This is a genomic window from Alistipes sp. DJF_B185 (genome assembly GCF_964250025.1).
GTDB classification, from domain to species: domain Bacteria; phylum Bacteroidota; class Bacteroidia; order Bacteroidales; family Rikenellaceae; genus Alistipes; species Alistipes finegoldii.
Genome location: NZ_CAXUDY010000011.1, coordinates 65338 through 78326, shown reverse-complemented (window position 1 = coordinate 78326; position 12989 = coordinate 65338). Strand labels below are relative to the sequence as shown.

Annotated in this window: 8 protein-coding genes; all 8 read right to left on the bottom strand. The window is 56.3% G+C overall.

The window, feature by feature from the left end; translation table 11 throughout:
- Nucleotides 1-281: Arm DNA-binding domain-containing protein (locus ACESTR_RS12650; protein ID WP_373179341.1), on the bottom strand; the 281-nt coding region annotated here is incomplete at its 3' end.
- 300 nt (nucleotides 282-581) lie between these two features.
- A complete protein-coding gene (locus tag ACESTR_RS12645) occupies nucleotides 582-2954 on the bottom strand; it encodes a hypothetical protein (protein WP_373179340.1) in 2373 nt (790 codons plus the stop codon).
- Nucleotides 2955-3360: 406 nt separating this feature from the next.
- Complete coding sequence (locus tag ACESTR_RS12640) at nucleotides 3361-6363, bottom strand: hypothetical protein (protein ID WP_195559691.1); 3003 nt, start codon at nucleotides 6361-6363, stop codon at nucleotides 3361-3363.
- A 289-nt stretch (nucleotides 6364-6652) separates the two neighbouring features.
- Nucleotides 6653-7990 carry an exo-beta-N-acetylmuramidase NamZ domain-containing protein gene (locus ACESTR_RS12635; RefSeq protein ID WP_227042568.1) on the bottom strand — a complete coding sequence of 446 codons (1338 nt, stop codon included), beginning with the start codon at nucleotides 7988-7990 and terminating at the stop codon, nucleotides 6653-6655.
- A gap of 41 nt (nucleotides 7991-8031) precedes the next feature.
- Nucleotides 8032-9144, bottom strand: coding sequence for a peptide chain release factor 2 (gene prfB / locus ACESTR_RS12630; RefSeq protein ID WP_009598653.1), 1113 nt, complete (start codon nucleotides 9142-9144; stop codon nucleotides 8032-8034).
- 31 nt (nucleotides 9145-9175) lie between these two features.
- Nucleotides 9176-9811: an AAA family ATPase gene (locus ACESTR_RS12625; protein WP_009598593.1), complete on the bottom strand. Its 636-nt coding sequence runs from the start codon at nucleotides 9809-9811 to the stop codon at nucleotides 9176-9178.
- A 9-nt stretch (nucleotides 9812-9820) separates the two neighbouring features.
- Nucleotides 9821-11227, bottom strand: coding sequence for an MATE family efflux transporter (locus tag ACESTR_RS12620; RefSeq protein ID WP_022044374.1), 1407 nt, complete (start codon nucleotides 11225-11227; stop codon nucleotides 9821-9823).
- 197 nt (nucleotides 11228-11424) lie between these two features.
- Nucleotides 11425-12900, bottom strand: a complete 1476-nt coding sequence (gene cysS / locus ACESTR_RS12615; RefSeq protein ID WP_288299006.1) for a cysteine--tRNA ligase — start codon at nucleotides 12898-12900, stop codon at nucleotides 11425-11427.
- Nucleotides 12901-12989 lie beyond the last annotated feature (89 nt).

Sequence of the window (12989 nt, the reverse complement as noted above, 5' to 3'; positions counted from 1 at the left end):
TTTTCGGCCGTAACATACGAATCCCGGTCGCAGAGACGCTGGTACTGCTTGCCGATATTGGTCTTGATATTCTCCAGCTTCTCGTTGATGCGCTGCGATTCGAGGCTTTTGCCGGAGGCTTTGTTGGCTTTGGCATCCCAGAGTGAAGAACGGACGGAGAGTTTGCAGCTGAACTGCGACATCGTACCGTTGATCGTAATACGGCCCATAATGGGAACCTGACCGTGTTTTTCCGACAGCCTTTTCACATAGAAAAGGACTTTGAAAGTGCTGCGTTGCATAATAACTTGAACTTTGAGGATTTGTTAAACGTTTAGTCAAGTTATTTGTTATGCGGTAATTCGATGCAACACACTGAAAACAACTGTCTTAAATGCAAATAAAAGCATTTCGGGCAGGTAACGGATAAGTAACGAAACTCACCGTTAAACCTGCCCGATTCTGCTATTTTATTGCTTCGGGCACATGCGGAAAAGAGAATTAAATACTTATAAACAAGACATTTACTCTTTTCTGCATATTCCGTTACCTACAAATACCGAACCTTGCGGGACCGCAGTTCGATATGATTATTCAAACTCTTACAACCTATTCAAGAGTTGGAAATCCGTGTTATTATCCAAGTTATTTGAAATCTGCTTTTTCAATCCAGCATTTTCAAATTTCCCACTGTTGCCAATGACAGTCCCCGACGCAGCAGGACGATCGAATACAAGCGAGCTCGGCATTGCTACTTGGCTTTCGAATACCACGCCATTCTGCTTAACTGAAGTTGACAGAACTGTACATCCAGAAAGTACACTCGACAGTTTACTTGCATGCAGAATTGTAGCAGCAGACTTCGAAGCAGCTACAGAAGCACCTGAACTCTTCCTTGTCATTGTATAAGGACCTATCGGATAATCCTTATCGGTATATCCTTCAGCTGCCTTTTGCCAATAAATATCTTGTCCAAGAACCCAGAAGAAGTCCATCGAACTGGTAGTAAAATTACCCATTCCCTCGACACTTCCTTGATATAGAGTAATCGTTGCCGAGTTTTTATCTGCATTAAGCTTTCCGGTAAATCCGGGATAACCACCGTTAATAATATAATATTTTCCCTGCAAAAGTGCCCGTCCTGTAAGAGTCAGGACACTTCCATCCTCCGGATCGGTATATAAACTCTGGCCTTCCAATATCTCAAAATTTCCGGTAGCACTATCGAATTTAGCCGACGGAAGAATCTGCGACTGGTCACGAATCGTAGTAATGCCCCATCCTTGTAATTTATAGGATGAATTAGCAACCCCCTGAATGAACGTAACGTCGAAAGAAAGCGGCGCAGCATTCACCTCAGACGAAGTGCTGGTTAAAGTCCACGTACCGAGCCATGCCTTGTAAGCATCCGAAGCCTCCCCACCACCTTCAGTAGTGGCTGCGACATGCTTTGTAGTCGATTTACCAGCCGAATCCGTAACTTTTAAAATACAAGTATAGGAAGTAGCGGGATCTAATCCACTAAAGGTTACTCCAATTCCGGGATTCTTAACAAGCCCGTCCAACCATCCGTCTTTAGTAGACATATCTGTTCCGTTCTGAGTAACTATAGCATCATAAGAAGCTCCCTGAGCAAGTACTTTTTCAACATCCGAAGTTAAAAATACTCCATAATACGCACCTGTTGCAGTCGGAGCATAGGCTCCCATATAAACCTTAGTGTCTGTATTTGCACCATTAGCATCTCCAGCACGAAGTGTCAAAGTCAGTTCCGGACCATCGCCCGTTTCACCGTCATCTGCAAGTGTGGTAAACCTCTCTTTGGTCACTGCCGTTGTTCCAGCAGTTCCGTTACATCCGAAAGCGACGACACAATATTCCGTTTCAGGATCAAAAGGAATATGTTGCTCTATCAGCTCCTTAGAATAGCCATCAGGACCCGTAGACAAATATTTGGTAACATCACCGTCATTCGCGCCAATAATAGCTGCAATCAACTGATTGTCATCAGGTATCTGATCGACAACGGAAGCCGGATAAATATCAAAATAATAGGTATCGGAATTATTAGACGGAGTAATGTTAATATCAGCGCCTTTCGCTCCGATATTCGTTACAGCGATAGTAAAAGTCAAATCGCCGCCCTGAGCAGCATCAGTAGTTGCCGAAGCCGAATCGACCGTTGTTTTTCCATTGGCACTCGTAACGGAAACAATCGCCGTAACCGCCGTAGCAGCAGGCACACCGCGGCAAGGCAGATCATAACCTTCAGCGCTGTTTATCTTCTCAACCTGCTCAGTCTTAAGTGTCGGATCAGTCGTAACTCCGGCCAAAATCTCAGCAAGCGTTTTTCCCTCGGCAAGCGCCTTATCGACAGCAGATTTCATAAGGAATGCCGCTTTTGCCGAAACTATATCCGAGGACTTGATATGGCAGGTGACATACGAAGAAGTGTTCGCACCGCTGGCGTCGCCCGCTCTCATGGAAAGGGTCAATTCAGGAGCAGGCTCCGGAGCATCGTCCGTCTTGAACGCCTCTTTCACCAGATCGGAGGTGAAGCGGCCGTCGGTCAGCATGCCGAGCGCAACGGCGTAGTAGTCGGTGCCGGCCGTCAGATCGGTGATTTTCTGCGGTGCGCTTCCCTTGACGAGGGCCGTTGCGAGATACTCGCTGAGCGGCAGCACCTTCTTATCCGCAATAGCTTTCAGATTGTCGAGAATATGCTGGGCATAGGCCGCGTCGGACTCGAACGTGTCGAACTCGGCCTTCTTTACAGCCGCATAATAGTAGGTAGCTTGGTCGTTGCTGGGAGTTACCGTTACGGTAGCTTCGGTCTGGGCTACATCCGAAACAGCGACACTAAACGAATAAGAGGGGGGGGGTCCGACTTTGTCGTCGTCGTCATTACAGCCTGAGGTGACAAACAGAAGAGTCACGGCTGCCAATAACATGCGCAAGTAAGATTTGAGCGTCATAGGCTTAAAATTAAATTAATAAAATTGACAAGATATAACAATTCGTCCGGCAAGGAACGCTAAAAATTATATTACGTTAGCAAATATAAGTATTTATATTCGTAATTGTATCATTCAGATACAAGAAAAACGGCATGCCGGATCAGGTTTCGCAGGCCGTTTGATTACAATATTGAGAAATCCGGGGGCATTTGATTACAAAATCCAATCATCGACGGCAATATTCAGTAATATTTCCGAAGGAAAAAATATTTTTCAGATTTTTTCAAAAAATTTATTTTCGACGCATGCCGGACCTCGGCGCGGGCCGGACATTCCGGGATCGGCTTCCCGAAAGCCGATTTCCACAGACAAAAAAGCTGCGGCGCATATGCGCCGCAGCTCGATTATAGGAATATGGAGGAAGCTATCTTCTGGGAGTCCGGACTCTGTTGTTCAAAGCCCGCGCCGCAATAGCTTTCTTCAAAGAGACCTCTTCGGCCTGCTTCATGCCTGCATTCTTGCCGACAAAGCATTTGATCTGAGCGGGTTTGCCACCGGATATCGCATCGGCATCGCCGGACATTTCCGCCCCCCGGACCATCTTTTCAGACAGGTCCGTAGTCCGCTCCCGGCGCAGATTTATCAACTGCGAAGCGGCGGCCTGCGGCATGTTCGGCTCTTCGAGCGGCCGGAGAACCTTCGGAACATCGAGTCCGGGCAGCAGCGAACTGCACAACACGGGCAGTTTAACGCCTGCGGCCGCGGCTTTCGACGCTCCCGTCAGCTCGGATATGGGCGACGCACCGGACTTGGTGAAGCGCACTCCCAGCCGGAAAATCTCACCGACATTGCCCGTTGCGTCTTCGGCAACAGCGAGGAAGGTACACTGGGTATCCCACGAGCAGGTGAAATTAATCTTCGCGGCATCCTTCACGCCCTGAGACTTCAGCGCGTTGATGATCGTAGCTTCGGAAACCGCTCCGGGATCCGTATAATCGCCGGTATAAAGGGCTACGTACCAATGCGCGGCATCCGCCGAAGAGGTAACCGTTACGGGAATATACGCTTTTCCCGACGCATTGGATGATACTCCGGCTGCAACGATCTCGTCGCCGTCGAAGTACTTGTCGTAGGCCGCCTCCACCGTCGCGGAACCGGCTACGGCTTCGAGCGTCGTGAATATTTCGCCGACGGCAGGCGTGCCGACAACGTTGCCACTCAGGTCCACACATGCGGCATAAGGCCTGTAGGCCGTTTTGGAAGAGAGTTTGCCGTACGCATAGGAAGCGCCCGAATACCAAGCGCCCAGCCCGGCGATAACCTGCACGGGAGTCAGATTTCCGTATTGCGCCGTACCGTAGAGCGCAAACATGTCCGTTACGTGCGACACAAGCGCTTCGGCGTTTCCGCCCAGCTGGGTATAGCTGGCATCGGAAATCACGTCCCAAATATAGGTAACGGGCTCTTTGGTCGTCTCCACGGTTACCGTCGCACCGCCGGAGGTGATGTCTTCGACTTTGAAGGTGAATCCGGTACCCGCGGCGTCAGGCCCGGCGCCCGCCGTGAACTTGGCTTTCGTGACGCCCGTCGTCGCCGAAGCGCCGTCGTATCCGAACGCAACGAGATAATATTCGGCGCCGGGCATCATGGCGAGTTCCCCACCGAAATCCGTAGGTACGGTCGCATAATCGCCGGTCACCAGAAGCCACGAGATAATCTGGCCGTACTTCTGCTCGACGGAAGCGATGATCTCGGCATCGGACATGCCCTTGATTTCATCGGCCAGCATGAAATCGAGCATATAGGGATCTTCGTCGTTGGAGGCCGTAATCGCAGCCGTCACACCGCCGGGAATCGGCTCCGCCGAGGTGTCGATAGCGATCGACAGCGTCAGATCGGAGGTCGCCGCTGTCTCCGTTGTAAACTCATGGCGCGTAACGGCCGTCGTCGCCGCCGTATTGTACCCGAAGGCAAGCACGTAATAGGAGGTCCCGGCCGTCAGGGAGGTCGGTTTGTAACCGTCTTCGCCTTGGCTCAGCATTCCGGCGATGCCGCCGTATTTCGCATAGGTTTCATCGAGCGCCGCGATCAGCGAAGCGTCATCGGCAAAATTCTCGTCGATCAGTTTTTTGGGCTGGATATCGAAGAAATAGGTCTCGGTATCGTTCGAGGGCGTCACGGTCACCATGGCCGAGGTGGCTTTCAGCTCCGTCACCGCAATGGAGAAAGTGAGGTCCGACGGCGGCACGTCACCGGAGGTCGTAGAGACGTTTTCGCTCTTCACCGTGGAGCGTCCGCCGGCCGAGACGACTTTGAAAATCACCGTATAATCCGTCGAAGGCACGATCACGTCGCCCGCCAGCGTCAGGCCGAGACCTCCCTTCGCATTCAGGGCGGCAATATCCTCGCTCTTGACATCCTGACCGTTGGCATCGGCGATATTTTCGAGCGAAGCGCCCTGCCCGATAAAATCATCCACGATTTGCTTCGGAAGACACGCCATCTTGGCGGATACGGCGGCCTCCGACACGGCAGTGCAGTAGATCATCGTCGAAGTGTTGTTTCCGTCGGCATCGCCGGCACGGGCCGAGAAAGTCAGATCAGGCGCTTCGCCCGTAGGCGCCGTCGTCGAGAATTTGTACATCTGCAGCTCCGAAGTAGGTTCCTCCTTCTCGGCATCGTAGCCGATGGCGTAGACATAGTATTCGGTTCCGGGCTTCAGAGCGAGCATTCCTTCGAACATCTCCGCAGGGTAACCGTCCGGTCCCTGCGTCAGATAGGCGGGAATGATCGCGTCCAAAACGTCGGCGAGAATCTCGTCCTCGGACATTCCCTCGTAGGCCGCCGCCGCAATCACGTCGAAATAATAGGGAGCTTCGTCGTCGGAGGGAATGACGGCGATATCGGCGGCCGTCATGGTGATATTCTCCACCTTGAATTCGAAGGTCAGCTCCGTCGGTTCGGGGGTCGCCGTCGTGAACGGCGTCTTCTTCAAATCGGACGTAACCCGGCCCTCCGGCGTAATGCCGTATACATAGGCATAGTAGTCGGTCGAAGGCTCCAGCGTGACGAATTTGATCGGTTCGCTTCCCGTGGCGATTACGGTTTCCAGATAGGCTTTAAAGGTCAGCTGCTTTTTTTCGGCCTGAGCCTTCAGATAATCGATATCGTCGTCCAGATAAGCCTCGTCGGATCCCAATTTATCGAAATCGGCCTTTTTGACGACAGAGCAATAATAGGTAGCCAGCGCATCGCTGGGAGTTACGGTAACCACGGCGTCGGCAACCCTGATATCCGAAACGGCTATATCAAAGGTGTACTTTTCCGAGGGGGGGGGAATTTCTTCGTCCGAATCTTTGCAACCGACCGCCACGAACAGAAGAGCAATGGCAGCCGATAACACACGCATGTAGGATCTAAGTGTCATAGGCTTAAATTTTAATTAGTAAACAGACAGAATCGACATAACCATTCTTCCGGCAAGGGTTTTACAGAATCGCTACGCAGGTAAAGATAGGCATTTATCCCTGCGGTTGTACCGGCAGGCTCCGGCACGAAACGTCCGCCGAATCCATCCGGCGGACGTTTTGGTTACAACTCGGCAGAGTTATCCCGTTATCGGTTACGAACCGGAACCGATTGCGAAGATATGTAGCAAATATGCAGGTGAAAAAAATTCCGAATAAAAATTAAAATCCACTCAAAAACAGGGAGTTTCACTCCGCATAGAGCAGATACGGCCGGCGCTGGCGGCGGAAACGGCTGAGATCCTCCTGCCAGCACGCGCGGATTTCCGCTTCCGAAGCCCCGGCGAGAATCATCTCGCGGACATAGCCCACGCCGATGAGTTTTTCGAACATCGGAGTGAAGAACCGCTCGCCCAAGCCCAGATTGCGATAAGCCTCGATCACATAGCGCAGCGTCAGCCCCACCTGCCGCGCCTCGTCGAGCGGCATTCGGCTCAGGTCGGCGCCGTGGCAGAGCCGTCCCTCCAGCGGCGGATGCTTGGCCCCTGCCGTCGGCCGTGGCGTAAACGAGAATCCATACCCCTTCATATCGGGATGGCCGTAGATTTCGAATGGCTTGTCTGTTCCGCGCCCAAGACTGACGACCGTCCCTTCGAAAAGACAGAGCGACGGATAGAGGTAGACGGCCCGCTGCGTCGGCAGATTGGGCGACGGCGCGACCGGAAGCCCGTAAGGTGTCGCATGGGTGTAATTGCGGCAGCAGACCACATCCAGCCTGCATTTCCGGCTCCACCCCTCGCCGACGGCCATCCGGGCGATCTCGCCCATCGTAAGCCCGTGCAGCACGGGAATCGGCAAGGCTCCGACGCCCGACTTGTACTTCATGTCGAGCACCGGCCCGTCGACCAGATGCCCGTTGGGATTGGGCCGGTCGAGCACGACGACCGTACGGCCGAATTCGGCGCAGGCGTCCATCATGCGGAGCATCGTTATATAATAGGTGTAGAACCGCAGTCCGACGTCCTGCATATCGACCACCAGCACGTCGAACGACTGCATCGCCTCGTCCGAGGGGCGTTTGGTATTGCCGTCGTAGAGCGACCGGATCGGGATTCCCGTCCGCCCGTCCACCGAGTTTCCGACATGCTCGCCCGCATCGGCCGTTCCCCGGAATCCGTGTTCGGGCGAAAAGATCCCCGTCACATTGAATCCGCGGCCGTGCAGCAGATCGACCAGATGGATCGTCCCGTCGGCGGAAGCCCCCGGCAAACGAGCCGGCCGATTCCCGGCCCTGTCCGGCAAAGCCGCCGCGTCGCCTGCGGATACTTCCGGCAGTCGTTCCGCCTCTGCCGCATATTTCCCCTGCGCCGGTTCGCAGAAACGCGCGACGGCGGTATGGTTCGCCAGCACGGCCACGCGCAGGCCCTTCAGTTTCGGGAAGTAGGCCGCAGTGTCGGTCATGCCGACCAGCACCGGAGCATGCGGAAGCGGTGCGCCGCAGGCCGATCCGGGCTGCGCCCCCTGAGCCGCAGCGCGCGGCATGACGGCAAAAGCCGCAAGCGTCAGGAAAACGAGTAGTCTCTTCATCTTACAAAGATAGCGATCTTTTCGTACGGCGAAACCCCGGATCAGGCTTCGGCGCCGTACTCCATCAGGTAAGCCTTGATGAATTCGTCCAGCCCCCCGTCCATGACGGCTTCGACGGCCGAGGTCTGCACGCCCGTCCGGTGATCCTTGACGCGGCGGTCGTCGAAGACGTAGGAACGGATCTGCGAACCCCATTCGATCTTCTTTTTCGACGCCTCCAAAGCCTGCTGCGTGGCCATGCGTTTGTCCAGCTCGCGCTGGTAGAGCTTCGATTTGAGGATGCGCATGGCGTTCTCGCGGTTCATCAGCTGCGAGCGGGTCTCCATGTTCTCGATCAGGAACTCCACCGCTTCGCCCGTATCGGCATCCTTGCCGTGATAACGCAGGCGCACGGCGGTTTCGACCTTATTGACGTTCTGACCGCCCGCACCGCTGGCTCGGAACGTATCCCACTCTATGTCCGAGGGATTCACCGTCACCTCGATCGTATCGTCCACGGCGGGCGACACGAAAACCGACGCGAAAGTCGTCTGCCGCTTGTTGTTGGCGTTGAAGGGCGAAAGGCGCACCATGCGGTGCACGCCGTTCTCGCTCTTGAGGTAGCCGTACGCATACTCGCCTTCGAACTCCAGCGTGCAGGACTTCACCCCCACCTCGTCGCCGGCCTGATAGTCGAGCACCTTGACCTTGTAGCCGTGCGCCTCGCCCCAGCGGGTATACATGCGCAGCAGCATCGACGCCCAGTCGAGCGCTTCGGTGCCGCCGGCCCCGGCGTTGATGTCGAGAATCGCCCCCAGCTTGTCCTCGTCGCGGCGCAGCATGTTGCGCATTTCGAGTTTCTCGATGCGCTCCAGCGTCTGCGCATAATGGGCGTCCATCTCCTGCTCGCTCACCACGCCCTCCTTCACGAATTCGGGCATCAGCGCAAGATCCTCGACGTCCTTCGCAACGGCGTCGTAATCGTCCACCCACGCCTTGATGGCCGCCACGCGGCGCAGCTGTTCGCGCGCCTGATCCGGGTTGTCCCAGAAATCCGGCACTTGGGTCTTCTCCTCTTCGTTGAGCAGGTCGATGCGCTTCTGTTCGATGTTCAGACAGCGCTCCAGCGCACCGCTGCGCTGTTCCAAATCCTTTATCTGATCTGCAAGTATCATAGGCAATCAATTAACAAAAAAAAGCGTCCGCTCAGGGCTTCACGCCCAGTTTGCGTTCCACGAATTCCAGCACGAAACCGGTCGTACCGTCGATTCCCAGCACCGACGAATCGATGCAGAGATCATAGGTCTCGGCCATTCCCCACGTGCCGCTGCTGTAATAATTGTAGTAGGCGGCGCGCCGGGCGTCGGTGCGGTCCATCAGGCTCTCCGCCTCTCCGGGCGCGATGCCGTGCAGGCGGCAGAGCCGCTCGATACGTTCGGCACGGCCGGCCGCGATGAAAATATTCACGGTGCGCGGATGATCGCGCAGGATATAGTCGGCGCAGCGGCCCACGAAAACGCACGATTCGCGCGAAGCGAGGTCGCGGATCACGTCGCTCTGGATTTTGAACAGCGCGTCGCTGCTCAGCACGTTGCTCCCCGAATATTCGCTTCCGACGAACGGCGAACGCAGATAGCCGATGAAGGTCGCGAACAGGTTGCGCGACTCTTTTTCGTCGGCTTTCTCGAAAATTTCGGGGCAGATGCCGCTCTGCTCGGCGGCCAGATTGATCAGCTGCTTGTCGTAAACGCCGATTCCGAGTCTCGCCGCCACGGCCTCGCCGACGGCCTTGCCGCCGCTTCCGAGCTGCCGCCCGATATTGATGACGAATTTATCTTTCATAGTCGCGGATTATTCGGGATTGTTAGTTGCCGGGGCCGCATCCATCTTGGCCCGGAATTTACACAGCTGGTAGGCCAGCATGCAGAAGGCCACGACCGACGCCAGCAGGTCCGAGAGCGGCATCGAGCACCACACGCCCCAGCTGCCGTCCCAACGGGTATAGACGTCGAAGATGTGCGGCAGGAAGATCAGCCCCGGCATCAGGAAAAGCAGCTGGCGCGAAAGCGACAGGAAAATCGCCTTGCCGGCCATGCCGATGCTCATGAAGAAGTTGGTGGCTACCATCTGGAACCCGATGATCGGGAAGCAGATGAAAACGATGCGCATGCCCTCGACCGACAGCCGGATCAGTTCGGGATCATTCGTGAAGGCCGACACCGCCAGCCGCGGGACCAGCTCGCCCATCAGGAATCCGGCCATCGTGACGCACGTGGCGCCGATGATCGTCAGTTTCAGCACACGCAGCACGCGCTCGTACTGCCGGGCGCCGAAATTATACCCCGCGATGGGCTGCATGCCCTGATTGATGCCCATGACGATCATCACGAAGAAGAACGCCAGCCGGTTCACGATGCCGTAGGCGCCGATCATCAGGTCGCCGCCGTATTGTTTCAGCCCCTTGTTGATCAGGATCACGATGAAGCAGGCCGCGAGGTTCATCAGGAAGGGCGACATGCCGATGGCCAGAATGTCGCGCACGATCTTGCGGCGCAGGCGGTAGATGCCGGGCCTGAAATGGAGCAGTTCGCTCTTATCCGAAAGGATATGGAACTGCCAGACGAGCGCGATGACCTGTGCCAGTATCGTGGCGACGGCCGCGCCGCGGATGCCCCACCCGAAACCGTAAATGAACAGCGGGTCGAGCGCAGCGTTGATCACCACCGTATAGATCGTAGCGTACATCGACTTGCGCGGGTGGCCCGAAGCCCTCAGCACGGAGTTCAGTCCCAGATACATATGCGTGATGACGTTGCCCAAGAGGATAATCGTCATGTAGTCGCGCGCATAGCCTATCGTCGCGTCGCTGGCTCCGAAGAAATAGAGGATCGGGTCGAGAAACAACAGCGTCACCAGTCCGAACGAAAGACCGATAATCAGGTTCAGCACCACCACGTTGCCCAGAATGTTCTGGGCCGTTTCATAGTCGCGCTGGCCCAGACGCATCGACACCAGCGTCGCGGCGCCCACGCCCACCAGCGAACCGAACGCCGCGGCGAGGTTCATCAGCGGGAAGGTCAGCGCCAGCCCCGAAATGGCCAGCGGCCCCACGCCGTGGCCGATGAAGATGCTGTCGACCATGTTGTAGAGCGAAGCGGCCGTCATGGCGATGACCGCCGGCACGGCATATTGTACGAGCAGTTTGCGGATACGCTCCGTTCCGAGTTCCGCAGCCGCTCCCTTTATTGTTGCAGACATAATTTCCTGTTCATATTTCTGTAGAGTGCCGATTTCCCGGAATCACCTCCCTGACATGCGGCCCGACGCCGCCCGGCACGGCGGACATCCTGCATACCGCCCGAACAACGCCCCGGACACTGCCGGCAGGCGGCAAAAACCGTGCACCGCACTCCGGCGTCCGTTCCGGCGGGCGGCGCCCGAAAATCGGGAGACAGCTATTCCAGCTCCCAGTCGCTGCCGTCCTTGCGGTCCTTGACGCGGATTCCGGCGGCGGCCAGCCCGTCGCGGATACGGTCGGAAGCGGCCCAATCCTTCGCGGCGCGGGCCTTCAGACGTTCATCGAGCAGCATCTCGACCAGCGGCGTCACGTAGTCGCGGCCCGAAGCCGAGCCGGCTGCCTTCTCGTCGCGCAGGCCGAGAATGTCGAACGCATAGCGGCGAACGGTCGTCTTCAGCGTTTCGAGGTCGGCGGCCGTGATGGTCTGCCGGCCCTCCGCAAGCTGGTTGATGACGCGCACCCAGTCGAACAGCGCCGAAATGACCATCGGCGAATTCAGGTCGTCGTCCATCGCCGCACGGCAGCGTCCCTCCAGTTCGGCCGGATCGACCGTCGAGACGTCGGCGGGCTTGATCCTGCCGAGCGCCTCGACGCCCTTCATCAGGCGGTCGAGTCCCTTCTCGGCGGCCTGCAGCGCCCCGTTCGAGAAGTCGAGCGTCGAGCGGTACTGCGCCTGCAGCACGAAGAAACGGATCGTCATCGGCGAATAGGCCTGCGCCAGCAGTTTGTGGCTGCCGGTGAAAAGCTCTTCGAGGGTGATGAAGTTGCCCAGCGACTTGCCCATCTTCTGGCCGTTGATCGTAATCATGTTGTTGTGCACCCAATAGCGGGCCGAATCGTGGCCCAGCGCCGCCGTGGACTGCGCGATCTCGCATTCGTGGTGCGGGAACATCAGGTCCATGCCGCCGCCGTGGATGTCGAAACGCTCGCCCAGATAGCGGGTGCTCATGGCCGAGCACTCCATATGCCAGCCGGGGAATCCCTCGCTCCACGGCGAAGGCCAGCGCATGATATGTTCGGGCGACGCCTTCTTCCACAACGCGAAGTCGTACGAATGGCGCTTGTCGCTCTGACCGTCCAGCTCGCGGGTGTTGGCGACGATATCGTCGAGATTGCGGCCCGAAAGCCGGCCGTAATTGTATTTCCGGTTGTACTTCTCCACGTCGAAGTAGACCGAGCCGTTCGACTCGTAGGCGAACCCGTCAGCCAGAATCTTCTTCACGAACTCGATCTGCTCGATGATATGTCCCGACGCATAGGGTTCGATCGAGGGCGTCTCGACGTTCAGGGCCTCCATCGCACGGTGGTAACGCTCCGTGTAGTAGTGGGCCACCTCCATCGGCTCCAGCTGTTCGAGCCGGGCCTTCTTGGCGATTTTGTCCTCTCCCTCGTCGGCGTCGTGCTCCAGATGTCCCACGTCCGTGATGTTGCGCACGTAACGCACCTTGTAGCCGCAGGCCTTAAGGTAGCGGAACAGCAGGTCGAACGTCACGGCCGGACGGGCGTGGCCCAGATGCGGGTCGCCGTAGACCGTGGGGCCGCAGACATACATGCCCACGCGGCCGGGAGTCAAAGGCTCGAACTCCTCCTTGCGGCGGGTGAGCGTATTGTAAAGTACGAGTTTCGATTCCATAATTATCCGAAAAAATTTACCGCAAAAATAAGAAATTTAATCGACATGCGCCAGAATCGCGGAATTAATCGTACCTTTGCGGCGACAAT